The organism is Cytobacillus sp. NJ13 (assembly GCA_030348385.1).
In the GTDB taxonomy this organism is placed as follows: Bacteria; Bacillota; Bacilli; order Bacillales; family Cytobacillaceae; genus Cytobacillus.
Map to the genome: position 1 here is coordinate 1,809,739 of JAUCFP010000006.1, position 17,314 is coordinate 1,827,052.

General features: G+C 40.5%; 18 protein-coding genes and 1 other annotated feature. Of the genes, 1 reads left to right on the forward strand and 17 read right to left on the reverse strand.

Features of this window, described 5'->3' with window-relative positions; genetic code table 11:
• Window positions 1–86 precede the first annotated feature (86 nt).
• The 11 genes from ileS to spoIIGA all read right to left on the reverse strand — a co-directional run bounded on the left by ileS (window position 87) and on the right by spoIIGA (window position 10,088).
• Window positions 87–2,858, reverse strand: a complete 2,772-nt coding sequence (gene ileS, locus QUF73_08720) for an isoleucine--tRNA ligase (protein MDM5226296.1) — start codon at window positions 2,856–2,858, stop codon at window positions 87–89.
• Between the two features lie 95 nt (window positions 2,859–2,953).
• Window positions 2,954–3,217: a binding site (T-box leader), on the reverse strand.
• Window positions 3,218–3,268: 51 nt separating this feature from the next.
• Entirely contained in the window at window positions 3,269–3,787 is a 519-nt protein-coding gene (locus tag QUF73_08725; protein ID MDM5226297.1) for a DivIVA domain-containing protein, read from the reverse strand.
• Between the two features lie 144 nt (window positions 3,788–3,931).
• Window positions 3,932–4,705: an RNA-binding protein gene (locus QUF73_08730; GenBank protein ID MDM5226298.1), complete on the reverse strand. Its 774-nt coding sequence runs from the start codon at window positions 4,703–4,705 to the stop codon at window positions 3,932–3,934.
• A gap of 64 nt (window positions 4,706–4,769) precedes the next feature.
• On the reverse strand, window positions 4,770–5,033 hold the full coding sequence (locus tag QUF73_08735; protein MDM5226299.1) for a YggT family protein: 264 nt from the start codon (window positions 5,031–5,033) through the stop codon (window positions 4,770–4,772).
• 6 nt (window positions 5,034–5,039) lie between these two features.
• Entirely contained in the window at window positions 5,040–5,486 is a 447-nt protein-coding gene (locus QUF73_08740) for a cell division protein SepF (protein ID MDM5226300.1), read from the reverse strand.
• 4 nt (window positions 5,487–5,490) lie between these two features.
• Window positions 5,491–6,177 (reverse strand): YggS family pyridoxal phosphate-dependent enzyme, encoded by a 687-nt coding sequence (locus tag QUF73_08745; GenBank protein ID MDM5226301.1) that lies wholly within the window; start codon window positions 6,175–6,177, stop codon window positions 5,491–5,493.
• Window positions 6,178–7,005: a peptidoglycan editing factor PgeF gene (gene pgeF, locus QUF73_08750; protein ID MDM5226302.1), complete on the reverse strand. Its 828-nt coding sequence runs from the start codon at window positions 7,003–7,005 to the stop codon at window positions 6,178–6,180.
• A gap of 69 nt (window positions 7,006–7,074) precedes the next feature.
• Window positions 7,075–7,344 (reverse strand): YlmC/YmxH family sporulation protein, encoded by a 270-nt coding sequence (locus QUF73_08755; protein MDM5226303.1) that lies wholly within the window; start codon window positions 7,342–7,344, stop codon window positions 7,075–7,077.
• Between the two features lie 94 nt (window positions 7,345–7,438).
• Complete coding sequence (gene sigG, locus QUF73_08760; protein MDM5226304.1) at window positions 7,439–8,218, reverse strand: RNA polymerase sporulation sigma factor SigG; 780 nt, start codon at window positions 8,216–8,218, stop codon at window positions 7,439–7,441.
• Between the two features lie 167 nt (window positions 8,219–8,385).
• Complete coding sequence (sigE, locus tag QUF73_08765; GenBank protein ID MDM5226305.1) at window positions 8,386–9,105, reverse strand: RNA polymerase sporulation sigma factor SigE; 720 nt, start codon at window positions 9,103–9,105, stop codon at window positions 8,386–8,388.
• A gap of 44 nt (window positions 9,106–9,149) precedes the next feature.
• Window positions 9,150–10,088 (reverse strand): sigma-E processing peptidase SpoIIGA, encoded by a 939-nt coding sequence (gene spoIIGA, locus QUF73_08770; protein ID MDM5226306.1) that lies wholly within the window; start codon window positions 10,086–10,088, stop codon window positions 9,150–9,152.
• Window positions 10,089–10,486: 398 nt separating this feature from the next.
• On the opposite strand from spoIIGA, the gene hmpA reads away from it, so the two are divergent.
• Complete coding sequence (gene hmpA, locus QUF73_08775; protein MDM5226307.1) at window positions 10,487–11,716, forward strand: NO-inducible flavohemoprotein; 1,230 nt, start codon at window positions 10,487–10,489, stop codon at window positions 11,714–11,716.
• A 115-nt stretch (window positions 11,717–11,831) separates the two neighbouring features.
• On the opposite strand, the gene ftsZ is transcribed toward hmpA, so the two are convergent.
• From ftsZ to QUF73_08805, 6 genes are all read right to left on the reverse strand, one after another.
• Window positions 11,832–12,977 (reverse strand): cell division protein FtsZ, encoded by a 1,146-nt coding sequence (gene ftsZ / locus QUF73_08780; GenBank protein ID MDM5226308.1) that lies wholly within the window; start codon window positions 12,975–12,977, stop codon window positions 11,832–11,834.
• A 149-nt stretch (window positions 12,978–13,126) separates the two neighbouring features.
• A complete protein-coding gene (gene ftsA / locus QUF73_08785) occupies window positions 13,127–14,413 on the reverse strand; it encodes a cell division protein FtsA (protein ID MDM5226309.1) in 1,287 nt (428 codons plus the stop codon).
• 123 nt (window positions 14,414–14,536) lie between these two features.
• On the reverse strand, window positions 14,537–14,905 hold the full coding sequence (locus QUF73_08790; protein ID MDM5226310.1) for a small basic family protein: 369 nt from the start codon (window positions 14,903–14,905) through the stop codon (window positions 14,537–14,539).
• On the reverse strand, window positions 14,905–15,636 hold the full coding sequence (locus QUF73_08795; GenBank protein MDM5226311.1) for a DUF881 domain-containing protein: 732 nt from the start codon (window positions 15,634–15,636) through the stop codon (window positions 14,905–14,907). Before QUF73_08795 ends, QUF73_08790 begins: the two co-directional genes overlap by 1 nt.
• A 74-nt stretch (window positions 15,637–15,710) precedes the next feature.
• Entirely contained in the window at window positions 15,711–16,442 is a 732-nt protein-coding gene (locus QUF73_08800; protein MDM5226312.1) for a DUF881 domain-containing protein, read from the reverse strand.
• Entirely contained in the window at window positions 16,390–17,181 is a 792-nt protein-coding gene (locus tag QUF73_08805) for an FtsQ-type POTRA domain-containing protein (protein ID MDM5226313.1), read from the reverse strand. Before QUF73_08805 ends, QUF73_08800 begins: the two co-directional genes overlap by 53 nt.
• Window positions 17,182–17,314 lie beyond the last annotated feature (133 nt).

The window sequence follows — 17,314 nt, forward strand, 5'->3', positions numbered from 1 at the left end:
CCCCTTATGACTTATGATTATGATAAAAAAAGAACCCCATTTGTCAAAAAAAACAGCCCCCCAAATAGTTGAGGGACTGCCAGTATTTAAGCCAAGTGGCTATAATTATTTTTTACAACCTCAGCACAGCGAGGGCAGAGAGTGTCATAGCCTTCTGTCTGACCGACTTCTGGAGTAACTGTCCAGCAGCGATCACATGTTTCGCCTTCAGCTTTGGAAACAACAATAGCTGTGTTTTCAAATTTCACAGCATTATCAGGTGCATCTGACAGGCTGCCTGCTACCTCAAATCCAGAAACGATAAAGATCTGCTGAAGATTTTCCTGAATTGAATCCAGAAGGCTCTTAGCTTGATCGTTTACATAAAGGGTTACTTTAGCAGTCAGAGATTTGCCGATCACCTTTTCATTACGAGCTTCTTCCAATGCTTTAAGAACATCATTGCGAAGCTTCATGAATGCAGTCCATTTTTCTTCCAGCTGTTTAGCATTTGGAAGTTCTTGATATTCTGGCATATCCGTTAATTGTACACTGTCTTCTTTCACATTCGGAATAAAGCTCCAAACTTCATCTGAAGTATGGGAAAGGATAGGTGCAACAAGTTTCGTAAGAGCAATCAGGCTTTCATAAAGAACAGTTTGAATAGCACGGCGTTCTGCATTATCTTTTGCTTCAATGTAGAGGACATCTTTTGCAAAATCAAGATAGAATGCACTAAGGTCCAATGTACAGAAATTGTTGACAGCATGGTAGATGCTGGCAAATTCATAGCGGTCATAAGACTCGCGTACATTCTTGATCAGTTTATTCAGCTTAACCAGCATAAACTGGTCAACTTCTCGCAGGTTTTCAAATGAAACCGAGTCTGTTGCCGGGTTAAAATCATCCAGATTTCCAAGCAAGAAGCGGAATGTATTACGGATCTTTCTATACACTTCTGCAACCTGCTTCAGAATTGCATCAGAAACGCGGACATCTGCCTGATAATCAACTGACGCAACCCATAAACGAAGAATATCTGCACCAAGCTGGTTCATAACTTTTGCCGGAACAACTACGTTACCGATGGATTTACTCATTTTTCTGCCTTCGCCGTCAAGTGTGAATCCGTGGCTCAGTACACCTTTATAAGGTGCTTTACCTGTTACAGCTACTGCAGTAGAAAGTGAAGAATTAAACCAGCCTCGATATTGGTCAGAACCCTCAAGGTATAAATCTGCAGGTCGCTGTAAATCGTCACGCTCTAATAGCACTGCCTGGTGTGAGGAACCAGAATCAAACCAAACGTCCATGATGTCCGTTTCTTTTGTAAACTGGCTATTCGGGCTTCCTGGATGTGTAAATCCTTCCGGCAACAATTCTTTCGCATCTCTTTCAAACCAGATGTTTGAACCATGTTCACGGAAAAGATTTGAGACATGTTCAATGGTTTCATCTGTGATAATTTCTTCACCATTTTCCGCATAAAAGACAGGAATTGGCACGCCCCATACACGCTGGCGGGAAATACACCAATCACCACGGTCCCTGACCATGTTAAATAGTCTGGTCTCTCCCCATGCAGGATACCAATTTGTTTCCTTAACAGCTTCCAAAAGTTCATTGCGGAAATCTTTAATAGATGCAAACCATTGGGCCGTAGCACGGAATATAACTGGCTTTTTCGTTCTCCAGTCATGCGGATAAGAGTGAGTAATAAAAGTAAGCTTTAATAAAGCCCCAGCTTCCTCAAGTTTTTCAGTAATTGGCTTATTGGCTGCATCATAGAATAAACCTTCAAAGCCAGGAGCTTCACTTGTCATGTTTCCTTTATCATCAACCGGGCATAATACGTCTAACCCGTACTTCATGCCGACATGGAAATCGTCTTCCCCATGGCCAGGAGCAGTATGAACACATCCAGTACCAGCATCAGTTGTTACATGCTCACCCAGCATGACAAGGGAATCACGGCCATAAAGGGGATGCTCGGCAACTACATTCTCAAGGTCGGTCCCTTTTACCGATTGGACAACTTTATAATCTTCCCATTCAAACTCTTTAGCCACAGCAGCCAATAAATCTTCAGCAACCATAAATTTTTGGCCGTTTGCCTCAACTACACTATAGGTAAGGTCCGGATGAACTGAAATTCCGAGGTTTGCCGGAATGGTCCATGGAGTTGTAGTCCAGATGACAATATGAGTATCTTGATCCAAAACATTTTTGCCATCCTTTACTTTAAATGCTACATAGATGGATGGCGAACGCTTATCTTTGTATTCAATTTCAGCTTCAGCCAGAGCTGATTCAGATGACGGAGACCAATAAACAGGCTTTTTGCCTTTATAGATATAGCCTTTTTTCGCCATTTCCCCAAATACTTTAATTTGCTGGGCTTCGTACTCAGGCTTTAGAGTAATGTATGGATTCTCCCAGTCACCGCGGACGCCTAAGCGCTTAAATTGGCCGCGCTGGCTGTCAATCTGCTCATATGCATACTCTTCACAAAGCTTGCGGAACTCCGCAACACTCATTTCTTTACGCTTTACGCCTTTGTTTGTCAAAGCCTGCTCAATTGGCAGACCATGTGTATCCCAGCCAGGAACATATGGAGCATTATAGCCAGTCATCGACTTAGAGCGCACGATGAAATCCTTTAAGATTTTGTTCAGCGCATGGCCGATGTGGATGTCGCCATTTGCATATGGAGGACCATCATGCAGAACAAACATCGGACGGCCATTTGTCCGTTCCTGGACTTTTTCATAAATATTCATCTCTTCCCATTTTGCCTGAATTTCAGGTTCGCGCTTTGGAAGATTGCCGCGCATTGGGAATTCGGTTTTTGGCATTAATAAACTATCTTTGTAATCCATTCCTTTGCCTCCTGTTAATAACTCATTAAATACCATGATAGCCAATGAGAGCAGAGAAAAACCACAGTTAAATACAAAAAAACCTTCTCATCCCAAAAAGGGACGAGAAGGTTATATTCTCCCGCGGTACCACCCTTGTAGATGAAATATGATTAAATTTCATCCGCTCAAAGAATTCTTAACGTGAATGAACCGCCTTGGCCTACTGATGGTTGTACGTTCGGCAAGGAACTCAAGGGTGATTTTCCAGCTTTTGCTTATACCCGGGCTTCCACCATCCCCGGCTCGCTTACAGAGTGAATGTGCCATTCTGTACATAAGCTTTGAAAAGACTGTACTGTCCCTCTCATTGTTGATAAACATCGTATTTTACTTTGTTTTAAAATTATATGCGATATTTCCAGCTTTCGTCAAGCCAGTGATTCTTCTTCTTCTCTTAATGACTTAAGTTCAGTTGAATCCAGCTTATATTCCATTAAATGATCCCAATCATCGTTGTTCAGCATATCAAGCTGTGCTTCAACAAGCATTTTGAAACGTGTCCGGAATACTTTGGACTGCTTCTTTAAATCTTCAATATCAAGTGCGATTTTTCTCGCTTTAGATAGGGATTCGTTCACAATTCTGTCAGCATTCTTTTCAGCTTCTTTAATGATTAGCTTCGCTTCCTTATGGGCATTGCGCTTTACTTCCTCTGCAGCTTCCTGTGCAACCACAATAGATTTATTTAGTGTTTCTTCAATTGTGGTAAAGTGGCCTATGCGTTCGTTCGTATCATTGAGCTTTTCTTCAAGCTCTTTTTTTTCCCTGATCAGAATTTCGTAGTCTTTTATGATCTGGTCGAGGAATTCGTTTACTTCATCTTCGTCATAACCGCGGAATCCTTTGCTGAATTCCTTGTTATGAATATCTAACGGTGTTAATGGCATGTGTGCCACCTCCCAGGTCTGTTGATCTTATGTAAATTGGGTTGAGCCTGCTGGTTCATTTTAATTATAGCAGACTCCGCAGTCTTTTGATTATTTATTCGACAGGTTGTTTCAAAATCCTTCAATTTTATAAAAAATAAATTACTATCTCTGCCTCCCAGCAATAATCCTCCATTTCTCCTTCTTTGTTTTCCCATCTATTTCTATGATTTTGGCACGGCCCTGTCCCCTGACTGAGATGATGTCGCTTTGCTGGCATTCAAATGAGGGGTTTGCTATTTGCGTCCAATTGACTTTGACTAGTCCCTGCTGGATATAGAGCTGGGATTTTTGCCTGGAGATATTGTAGATGGCTGAGATGACTGTGTCCAATCTCAGGGATGAAGAGGTGATGGAGCTTTCTTTCCACACTTCTGCTGATTGGATTGCCTCTGAAAAGGGCTGTTTTTTCAGCGAAACGGAAGCTCTGCCAATCGCCTGCAGCTGCAGGCTGATGTAATCTTCAATTTCCAGTTCTGCAAAAAACTGGATTCTGTCATTTTCAAAAAGGATATCACCAAACTTCCCTCTTTTTAGCCCCAGTGACATTAGACTGCCCAGGACTTGCGGGTGTTCAATGGTTACAAACTTTTTTGGATATTCCAGTTCAAAGAGCCGAATTTGAAAATCATCCTCAGCGCTTTTATAGTAATCCGGAAATATCAGGGCTCTCTTTCTCTCAGCATCTGGAGTTCCGCCAAATAAAGCAAATAAGATTCCGGAATGCTGTCCTATGACGCTTTTAAGGATTTGCTGCTCCCTTGGATCGAGAAAATCAGTTAGCTTTGGTGCATATGTATTTTCCACAAGGTCTTTCCAGTTAAGAACCTGATCAATAAATTCTTTTTCTTCCGGCCGGAAGTGCTGATAAATGGTCATATTTAAGTGAACCTCCATTTTAAGCAAATAAAAAAGGGCCATTTTGATAGCCCTGTTTGTAGTCTTATGAAATCCAATAAAAAAGCTGCTGCAAACCTCCAGTGGCAAATCGCAAAACTAAGATAGCCACAATTGGAGAGATATCAATCATTCCAAGCGGAGGAATAATTTTGCGGAATGGCTCAAGGTACGGTTCACAAATCCTTGCGAGAAACTGTCCAAAAGCTGATTCCCTTGCATTAGGGAACCAGGACAGCAAAATATAAATAATCAGTGCCCACGAGTAATAATAAATTGCAGATGACAATATCCCAAATACTAATTCCATTAAATGCTACCACCTCGTATTTTCTAATTCTTGTTCTTTCATCAGCTGAGAGATGTTTCCTGATACTTCAACATTGTCAGGTGTACATAGAAAAATATCAGTTCCGATCTTTTGAATATCTCCGCCAATGGCATAAACGGTTCCGCTTAGGAAGTCAACAATCCGCTTTGCCTGATCTTTTTCTATTCTCTGCAGATTGACAACAACAGCTCTTCTGTTTTTCAGCTGATCCGCAATATCCTGTGCTTCTGCATATACACGCGGTTCAACAAGAACTACTTTAGAAGATTTCTGCACACTTTGGAGGCTGACGATGTTCTGTTTTTGAACTGGCTGCTGCTGCTTCTGCACCTGCTTCACCGGCTCTCTTTCTTCTTCGATGATTTCCTCTTCCTTATAGTCATATTCATCATCCAGGAAGAAAAATGTTTTAAATTTTGATTTTATACTCATTTTATCAAACCTCCAGACTCTTTTGGCCTACTAAAGCAGTACCAATCCTCACCATTGTGGCACCTTCTTCAATTGCCAGGGAAAAATCATTGGACATGCCCATTGAAAGCTCAGTACAAGGAGCAAAATCAAATTCCAGATCTTTTACCTTTGTTTGCAGGTTCTTAAGCTTCCGGAAACAGGAACGAAGCAATTCCTCGTCTGCTGAAAGAGGAGCCATTGTCATAAGGCCGATAATATTGAGATTTTTATAATCAGCCAGGCATGAAATAAAATCAGCTACCTCTTCAGGATTTATTCCCTGTTTCGACTCTTCGCCTGAGACATTAACCTGAACAAAACAATTTATCTTTCGAACCGCCCGCTTGTCGATTTCCTTTGCGAGGGAAAGCCTGTCCAGTGAATGTATAAAATCGACTTTATCAATTATATTTTTCACTTTACGCGTTTGCAGCGTTCCTATAAAATGCCATGTTGGCTTGTCCTTTAACACATCCCACTTGGCAAGCAGTCCTTCATCCCTGTTTTCACCTAAATGAACAATACCTGCTTCAAGGGCTTCTTGCGCCCTTTCCGCTGAAACGTACTTAGTAACAGCAATGAGGGTAATTTCTTCTGGCTTACGGTTGGCCTTTATGCACGCTTCCTGTATAGCTGACTCAATTTGCTTTAAATTTTCTTCTACTCTCATTTAGCTTCCGACTTCCTCCTTCCAGCCAATAAAGCTCATCATTCTGCCTGTCTTTCCCCTATCCCTTCTGTGGGAGAAAAAATAGTTTTCATGACAGCTTGTGCAATAATCAGTAATCATGATATTTTCATGAGGAATCCCTTCATTTATCAGAATTGTCCGGTTTAGTTCTTTCAAATCAAGCTGGAATTGATTGTCACTAATCTGATTATATGGCTTTATATCGACATCTTCTAGTATTTTTTGCGCTTTTGAAATAACACGATCATCAACTATATAACAATTTCCGCAAATGGAAGGGCCAATCACGGCTTGGACCTCACTTAAGTCTATCCCTTCTTTGGCAAATAGCTCGGCCATCTTCCTGCCAATCCCTCCGAAAGTACCTTTCCAGCCTGCATGTGCCATACCTATGGCTCCTGTCTTTTCATGCAAAAAGTATATCGGCACACAATCAGCATAACAGAGGGTCAGCATGACCCCTTTAGAATAAGTGAAAAAGCCGTCAGTACCAGAAAAGGAATCCTCGTAAATAAGTGCACCTATCCCTTTATCATTTCTGGTAACTTTTTTTATATTTATTTCATGAGTTTGTTCAGCACCAACCCACTTTTCATGAGAAAATCCAAGCAAGTCAGCCACATGCTGCCGATTTCGGCTGACTGCTTCATAGCTGTCATTCACATGCAATCCTACATTAAGCGTTTTGTATTCATTACGGCTGCATCCTCCATTTTTAGTTGTAAAACCGGCCGTAATATTAGGAAAACGATCCGCCCACTCTTTTATGACAAAATACTCTTCCGTTTTTAAAGAAAATGGTTCCATGCTATTAACTCCATCATATTTTTCTATAGTTTACCACAAGGCAGGCAGTGATGACACCATTAACAACTCTTATGCTTCCCCCTCAATATATTTTGGCTCAATCGCATCCTGATAGCGGACCAGTATGACATCTTCACCAATTTTCAGAATATTTTTCCACGGTATGACAATATCAGCATCTCTCCCAAAAAAGCCTAACACTTTCCCAGCTCCTCCGATAATGACGGCTTCAATTTTCCCTGTATTTATATTAATATCTATATCCCCAATATTTCCAAGCTTTTTGCCGTCAGCTACATTTACAACATCCTTCATTTGAAATTCAGATATTTTCACCATCGACACTTCACTCCCAATTTATGTTCTTATTCAATATATGTTTGCCCCTATAGGAAAAATGTTTGGTAAATATAAAAAGCAGCCAAATTGGCTGCTAGCTTTGAATATTTTTATTCATTTGTTTGATTGCCGCTTTTTCAAGCCGTGAAACTTGAGCCTGGGAAATGCCGATTTCCTCGGCCACTTCCATTTGAGTTTTGCCCTGGAAGAAGCGTTTTCTAAGAATCAGTTTTTCCCGTTCATTCAGTCTTCTCATTCCTTCTTTTAGCGCTATCTCTTCAATCCATTGAATATCTTTGTTCCGTTCATCGCTCAGCTGATCCATCACATAGATCGGATCCCCGCCATCATTATAAATCGGTTCAAATAAGGAGACAGGATCCTGAATTGCATCTAATGCAAAAACGATTTCTTCATGAGGCACATCCAGCTCTTTTGCTATTTCTTCTGCTGTAGGCTCTCTGGATGTTTTACTCATTAAGCGTTCTCTAACTTGCAGTGCTTTATAAGCAATGTCCCTTAATGAACGTGATACGCGGATCGGGTTATTATCACGCAGATACCTGCGTATTTCCCCAATGATCATCGGAACTGCATAGGTGGAAAACTTAACGTTTTGACTTAGATCAAAATTATCAATAGATTTCATTAGACCGATACAGCCGACCTGGAAAAGGTCATCAACAAATTCGCCTCTGTTATTAAAACGCTGAATCACACTTAATACGAGACGCAAATTGCCGTTGACGAGTTTTTCCCGTGCGGTTATATCCCCCTTATGCATTTGCTTGAAGAGCTCTCTCATTTCTTCGTTTTTTAAAACTGGAAGCTTTGAAGTATCAACACCGCAAATTTCTACTTTATTTCGAGTCAATCCATTTCCCTCCTCACAGGAGCTGCTGTACAAAAAACAGTATCTCCTTGGAAAGGAAAAATATGCACCGGCTAATCCGGCTGCCGGATGGGGAAACGGTCAAAGCATCATAAACACTAGGTTTTCTCCTTGCAAAATTTTGTAAAAAAATATTCCTGTTTAAATTTCTAAACCATCTTATTAAATTCTTTTTTTAGTCTTTTTATTATTCGTTTTTCCAGACGTGAAATGTAGGACTGGGAAATACCAAGCATATCTGCCACGTCCTTCTGAGTTTTTTCTTCACCCGATCCGAGGCCAAATCTAAGTTCCATTATCTGTTTTTCCCGATCTGAAAGCTGATGCAATGCCTTTAACAGCAGCTTTTTATCAACATTTGCTTCGAGATCTTTGGTGATAATGTCATCCTCGGTGCCAAGCACATCGGATAGAAGCAGTTCATTGCCATCCCAATCGATATTTAGGGGTTCATCAAAGGAAACTTCAGAACGGATTTTATTGTTCCTTCTTAAATACATTAGAATTTCATTCTCAATACAGCGGGATGCATATGTAGCCAGCTTGATTTTTTTCTCTGGATTAAACGTATTTACAGCTTTAATAAGCCCAATGGTTCCAATGCTAATTAAGTCCTCTATATTGATGCCTGTATTTTCAAACTTCCTGGCGATATATACAACAAGACGCAGATTTCTTTCAATTAAAATGGACCTTGCAGCTTTATCTCCTTTCGGAAGCTTGATCAGGAGCATTTCTTCTTCTTCCTTACTAAGTGGAGGAGGTAGTGCTTCGCTGCCGCCTATATAATATACTTCATCTGTTTTAATCCCCAGCTTAATCAATAATTTATACCAATAGTAGGATAAGCGAAGTTTTAACTTTTTCATGATTTGTCCTCCTTCTAAATTATGTTTTTGCAGAGTATAGTATATTAACTTACTTTTGCATCCTGCTTCATTGTACTTTTACCTGTAAGCATCTTAGGGTGAACGATGCACTGAAACGCATCGTCGGCAGAAAGCTGCTGCATGGAAAAGGAAACTAATCCACGCTCCGCTTCTATTATTTCATTCTCTTTTTCAAGGAGAATGCGGTCAGGCTTGAATCCTATAATCAACTGGTGTTCTTGTCCAACAACCTTACATGGAATAACCCTCATTTTATGCTCCCAATCCCCGCCAATTGAATCACTGCCCATGATGATATCTTCCGGGTTCCCTGCCATTTTAATAATTTCAGGCGGGAACTCGTCAAGCCTGTCTTTAATGGATATAAACATCACCGGCATTTTCGAAATGGGATCGTATAACTGGTTGCCGCTGTCAATCAGGCCTTTGAAACGGAATTCTGTTTCATTAATGACAACACGCACCATAATTAATGAGTCATACTGAATTTTTGTCATCTCAATTCCTTCAACGTTTCTCTTTGAGAAATGCCAGGCAAGAGGAAACCCAAGAATTACAAACAGCCAGCTGATTGGATCACCAAAGCCTTTAACACTGGCCAGCATGACGGATGAAGAAAGCTGAAAATCAAAATTAATAAAATAATGAATGCCTATTAAGGAGCCTCCAACTAAAAAAGTAGCAAAATAAAAAGTCATGAGCCCTTTTACAAAGTAGCGCAAACGCTTAAAGCCAAAAACAGCCAATACCATTGCAACCGAGAATAATAATTTAGTGACCGGATGACCTGAATATTCATTAAATGGTGTAAATACTAATAAAATGATGATCGATCCTATTAAGCCGCCTGCAAAAATCCTCCAAAGCCTGATTTCTCTTTTTAGTATTATGGCTGTTAAATAAAGGAGAAGGCTGTCAAACATAAAATTTAACGCCCAGATAATATCCAAATAGACCGTCAATTATCTTCCCCCTTAGTAAAGTGCAAGCGCCTTGCCCACCACCGACAAGTGTCCTCGAGGGGGGGAGGCTCTGGAGCTAGACAGTTATCAAAGTTTAATATACTTTTTGCTTCCTCTTCAAAATCAGCACTGATAGATTGAATTTAGCGGTCAAATTCTCTCATATATTTAAAGTGCTATGATTCTGTTAGAAAAAAGTATAGCGCATTTCAGTAAAGGAAGTGTGTCGCTTTCTGTATGCAAAATGATAGAAATTTTCCCTATTCCCAACGGATTTTGTCATTATTTTTCTATTTATTGCTCCTTCATTTTTTCGCTGGGTGTGATTTATATCACATTTTTTGTTTTCAATATCAACTATAATGACAGTGAAAATAATAAGAAGGAGTTTTGCTGATATGCTAGACACAAAAACAATTGAAATTATTAAAAGTACTGTACCTGTACTTGAAAAACATGGGGAAGATATTACGAAAACCTTTTATAAGTTAATGTTCTCAAATCACCCTGAACTGCTGAACATCTTTAATCATGCTAATCAGAAGCAGGGCCGTCAGCAAAAAGCACTGGCAAACTCAGTATATGCTGCTGCAAAATATATCGATAACCTGGAAGCTATTCTCCCGGTTGTCACACAAATCGCTCATAAGCACCGATCTTTAGGCATTAAGCCTGAACATTATCCGATTGTTGGAGAGCACTTAATTCTTGCTATCAAGGAAGTACTAAAAGAGGCTGCTACTGAAGAAATTATTAATGCATGGATTAAAGCATATGGTGTGATTGCGGATGCATTCATCGGATTAGAAAAGAGCCTTTATGAGGATGCCGCTGAAAAGCCAGGAGGCTGGGATGACTTCAGAACATTCACTGTTGCAAAAAAGGTGAAAGAAAGTGATGTAATTACTTCCTTCTATTTTACCCCTGATGATGGAGGAAATATTTCCAGCTTTCTTCCAGGCCAGTACATTAGTGTGAAATTAACAATTCCAGGAGAAGAATACACACATATCCGCCAATATAGCCTATCCGACTCTCCGGAAAAATCTTATTACCGAATTTCTGTAAAGAAAGAAGAAGGTAATTCTGAAAAGCCGGACGGAAAGGTTTCCAGCTATCTTCACAATGACCTGAAAGAAGGCGACCGAATAGAGATCAGTGCTCCTGCTGGAGAATTTGTTCTGGATAAAATGGATCATCCAGTCGTTCTGCTTAGCGGCGGGGTAGGCATTACACCAATGCACTGCATGCTGTGTCATCTTGATGCAACAGGAGTAAAGCATGAAACTATTTTTGTTCATGCTGCACTCAACGGAAATGTACATGCATTTTCAGAGGAAGTACAGGAAATTGAAAAAAGGAATCCATTGGTAAAAACATATTTCTGCTATGAAAGTCCAACAGAAAAAGATAAGGCTGAAAAAACCTTCAGCAAAGAAGGCTATATTACTTCAGACTGGTTAAACACAATAGTGCCTAATAAAGATAGTATAGTTTATATGTGCGGGCCAGTTCCTTTTATGCAGGCAATGTACGAGGCATTGCTTGAGGCAGGCTTCCAGAAGGAAAATATCCGCTACGAATTCTTTGGGCCTGCTATGCAATTAAAGGAAACTCAGGCTGTATAAATATAAATAAGCATGGCTCATATTTCTGAGCCATGCTTATTTATATAATAACCTTCATAATAATTGATAAAACCCCTGGAATCGAGTTGATTCCAGGGGTTTTATCAATCAAATATTATCTTCTGCGATTACGGTTGCGGAGGAACGTCGGGATATCCAAAGTTTCTTCCGGCTGTTGAGATTGGCTGCTTCTTACAGGTTCTTGGGGAGCTTCCTCTCTCTTTGGTTCACGCTTCATAGACGTTCCCATGCCTGGAGAAGATTTAGGCTGTCCGAATGTTGGCCTCATTGGTTTAGGCTGGATCACTTCTTCATTAAATCCAGTTGCAATGACCGTTACAACAATTTCATCTTTAAGGTTTTCATTAATAACGGAACCGAAGATCATATTCACGTCCTGATCGGAAGCAGAAGCAACAATGTCAGCTGCTTCCTGTACTTCATACAGGCTTAGATTAGAACCGCCAGTGATATTCATTAAGACGCCTTGTGCACCATCAATTGATGTTTCAAGCAAAGGTGATGAAATCGCCTTTTTCGCCGCTTCTGCTGCACGGTTTTCTCCTGCAGCGACACCAATACCCATTAGTGCAGAACCTTTATTAGACATGATTGTCTTCACATCTGCAAAGTCGAGGTTAATTAATCCCGGAACAGCAATCAAGTCGGAAATACCCTGAACACCCTGGCGCAGAACATTATCCGCTTCACGGAATGCTTCAAGCATTGGAGTGCTTTTATCAACGATTTCCAATAGCCTGTCATTAGGAATGACGATCAGCGTATCAACCGCTTCCTTCATAGCAGCAATACCACCGGCTGCCTGAGTGGAACGCTTGCGGCCTTCAAAAGTGAATGGGCGCGTAACAACACCAACAGTCAGAGCTCCTAAATCTCGTGCAATCTGGGCGATGACTGGAGCCGCCCCTGTTCCAGTCCCTCCTCCCATTCCAGCTGTGACGAATACCATATCCGCACCTTTCAATGCTTCTTCTACCTGCTCTTTACTTTCTTCTGCAGCTTTTTTACCTACCTCAGGGTTGGCACCTGCTCCAAGTCCCCTTGTAAGTTTTCCTCCGATTTGCATTTTCACTTCTGCTTTTGATAAATTCAGCGCCTGAGCATCCGTGTTAACAGCAATAAACTCAACGCCTTGAACACCATGCTCAATCATTCTGTTTACTGCATTGTTACCGCCGCCTCCAACGCCGATGACTTTTATAGTTGCTAATGAATCCAAATTTGTATCAAATTCCAACATGACTAATCCTCCTAATTCGTCGATATTCCTAAGAACACCTTTTTTGATTCGCTTTTTATACGCACTCCCAAAATGGCTTTTCAGTGCTTTTTTCTATCCGCCGAATGGCTTTTGATTCCGTTTCCCTAACCCTTGCGAATCAAATCAAGTTATTCGAAAAAGTATCCGAGGAACTTTTTAACTCTTGATGTGATTTTTTCTTCCGGCTGTTTTTCCGGCTTTGTTTTCGGTTGCGGTTGCGGTTTTTGCACTCGTTTTTCTTTTGCTTCAGGGACCGTCACTGGCTGTTCCATTTTTCTGCCCTGTATTTTAGCATTTTTATACGCGAACTTAATCAATCCAACAGCAGTCGTATACTGCGGTTCCCTCACGCCAATATAATCAGGGATGGCGATGCGGACTCTATTTTGGAAAACATCCTGTGCCAGTTCAAGGATTCCCTGTGTATTCGCTACGCCTCCAGATAATACATAGCCCCCTGGAAGATCTTTTGCTCCAAGACGTTTCACTTCGTGCTGGATAAGATCAAAAATCTCTTCCATCCGAGCTTCTATAATATCCGATATTTCCAGCTGATTAAATTGCTGATGCTGATCGCTTCCGATGATGGGAACGCTGAATACCTCATCTTCAGATGCATGGTCATAGAACGCATAGCCATACTTTGTTTTGATTTTTTCTGCATCTTCTGTAGATGTGCGGAGTCCGATAGATAAGTCTTTTGTGATATGGTCTCCCCCTACAGGCAGAACACTGGCTGCCTTTAAAGATCCATTTTCAAATATGGCAATGGTTGTGGAGCCGCCGCCAATATCAACAAGTGCAACTCCTAGACTTTTCTCATCCTTTGATAAAGCGAATGCACCTGCTGCCAGTGGCTGAAGTGTAATATCCATGATTTCAAGGCCAGCGCGTTCAACACAGCGCAGGGTGTTATGTAAAATCGTTTTCGATCCTGTAATAATGGTCCCTTCCATTTCCAGCCGCACACCAATCATTCCGCGGGGATCACTGATCTCGTCCAATCCGTCAACGATAAACTGTTTTGGGATGACATCAATGATGTCTCTTTCCGGCGGGATTGATACAACTTGTGCCGCGTCTATGACTCTAGCAACATCTTCGTCTGTAATTTCCCTATTTTCACTCGAGACTGCAACAACACCATGGGATGGCTGAAGCATAACATGATTGCCGGTAATTCCTACAATCACATTTTTAATCTCCATTCCTATCATTCTCTCAGCCTGTTCGATTGCCTTTTTAATAGAATGAACGGTTTCGTCTATATCAACAATGGACCCCTTGCGTAACCCTTCTGACTGTACATTGCCAACACCAATAATATTTAAAGAGTCATTGACCATTTCCCCAATGATTACTTTTACACTGGATGTACCGATGTCAAGACTAACATATATTTCATTGCTGTTCATTCTCTGGCACCTCCTTTTTTTTGCAATTACGATTATTGAACAACAATCATTTTTTGCTGTTGTCTGATTTAATAAGTTAGTTTATCTATAAAATTATTCGTCAAAACTAATATTTTCCCTTTTTTAAATATCATTTTTTTCTGTTTTTTCTCTGTTTTGGGACCATTTTGCGATTAAAATTCTTCTGATGACCGCAATATTTTGGAATAGCCTGACCCCAAAAGCAAATACTGCTGCTAAGTACAAGTCTACACCAAGATGGACACCCAGAAAAGCTAAACTTGCTGCCAGCAGGATGTTAAAAAAGAAACCGGAAACGAAAACTTTTTCATCATAAATATTTTGAAGCTGCGCCCTGATTCCACCGAATAGAGTATCCAATGCAGCAAGAACAGCAATGGAAAGATAATTCGAGTATTCATCCGGCACTTTTATATCTGTCATAAGTCCAAGTATCACACCTATGATCAATCCTAAAACGGGAAGCCACACTATGATTTGCCTCCTTCGTCAGGTTTCATAGGCTCCATATATCTGATTCTCAATGCCTCGTCATATGCAGGAATCGTGATCGGCTCTGCAGACTTTTCCACCTTAACCCGCAGATTGTCGATGAAAAATTCTTCGGCAGAATTTGATACCTGCATGCGATTAAAAAGCTTCTCGGCAGATTGGGCATTTTCAGTTATTACTTTTACTTCAATAGGCAGGCGATTTAAGGCATATCCGTCTATCATGGTCTCTCTGTTGATATCCCTTATGACAGTAGTGTTGATGATCCTTCTGCCTCCAATGGAAATGTGCTGGGCATCATACATATTTAACTCATTGACAAGCCGCTTGAGCAAATCCGGGGAAACAGAATCAGCCTGCTTGCCCAGAAGAAGCTCCTCATGTACCGGTTCAATGCTTATGATTATGCCTGGACCCGTCACTTCACTTAATCCGGCTTCCATTTTTAATTCCTCCAGCGTATTGCGAAGCACTTGCTCTTTGCTTTGTTTGCGCTTTGTTTCATATTGGGCAATTTTTTCTTCATTTGAACTGATTTCACGCAAAAGTTTTAATTGCAGTTCCTTTTCTTTAAGGATATCAGCTCTAAGCTGCCAGGTATCCCTTGTATCACGGACAACCGGTTCCTTAACTGTTTGAAACTGTATGGCAATCATAAAGCCAATTACAACTGTTATAAAGGTAAAGCTGAATTTCTTTTTGCTGTCCACTTTAATTCCACCTTGCTTTCCCGAATAAATAATTCTGTGGACAAATTTTACTACTTAGTAATGCTGGTTTGACTTTACGAACCCAGTAATGGTTCCATGATGATTTCGCCCTTTTTCTCTAATGTGAATTGGATGTTTTCATCTACCAATGTGTCTTTTACTCCGCCTGTCAGGTTCAAAGCAGAGGAAAGCACATCGGCATCGCCAATGGCAGTTATGACAAAAGGGGCAGGATGCTGGTAGCCGTCAACTTCTATTACAGGTCCATTGCAAACAATATAAGAACTGTGTGATAGTCTTTGGCCATTTATGGCAACTGCGGAAGCACCGGAAATATAGAGTTCATTAATCACCTTAAAGACATGGTGTTCATGGACGATATAATTGTTAATATTATCTTCATCCGGATTGTAGTCACCATCTGACAGAGTTACTTCCACTCCAGAGCCCTTTACTTTTACTTTGCCAAGATGCATCCTGTACTTCTCAGCATCCTCGGCAAGATTAAAATAAACCTGGGCTTCCTGTGAAAGCTCTTTTTCAATGTCAAGAACATTTTCCTGTTTAGTATTTAATTCTTTTTGAAGAGCCCTGTTTTTTTCCTCCAGTTCAACAAGCTGATTACGAAGTTCCAAATCTCTTTCCCACTGTTTTCCGCTTAATGCCGGCTTTTCTTCTTCTCCCTGTGTAAGGTGATAGGAAAATGCCATCATGTAACCCAGTACGAGAAACACCAGGGAGAATATTACATGATTACCCTTCACCTTCATTTTCTTTTTCAACTTCTTCAGCTCCCTCTGTTTCATAAGCTTTAAAATATGAGCCTACTTCCAAGTCGATGATTCCTTTTTTCTCGGGATCCAGCTGGCTTATGATAGAAGGGTAGTGTGCCATTTTTTCTGAAAAACTTCTTAAAGTAGCACTGACTTCAAAACCATCATTCATATACAAAGTAATATGGTTGGAATCTGTCTTTTTAGGAGAATGATGGATTTCGGAAATCGAATTTAGCACCTCTTCAGGCAGTGATTCAAGCTCCCCAATCATCATATCAAGGATGTCACCCTCAGAAAAGTCATTGAGGATAGGAGCGTTGACAGGGATCTCCGCAACTTCTTCATCCTTTAATATGCTCCCATTCTCCATTACAGGAAGGTAGTGCTTCTCTTTCGCTATGTAGGCAATGCGTTTCAGTTCATCTACATGTATATTAATTGTGCCTGGCAGCTGAACTTTAACAGTTGAAGATTTTATTTCAGGCAGTTCTTTAAGCTTACCCTCAATGCCCTCTTCGTCAACCTTCCAAATATTTGTTTTTTCAGTAACACCGCTGATTTGAATAATTTCTTCTTTATCATAGATTGAATTGCCGGATACCTTGATTTGTTTAATATGGCTTAAGGGCGATTGAAAGTAAATAACTAAAACAATCAGCGAGAAAAAAAGCAGCAGCAAAAAAATCAGTCTTCTGTTCGCTTTCTTTTTTCTTTGCTGTTTAAGCTTCGGTATTCGATCCTCTAGCGAGACAACCTTACTTTTCTCCACTTTTTATCACCCCATTAAGAAAAGCGCAAGGACAATAATTTAAAACAATCAAGCAGCTTGTCCAGCACAATTTATGCAATTACTAAATTAGGGAAGAGAACGGCATGTGAGCCATGCCGTTTTTACTACATCT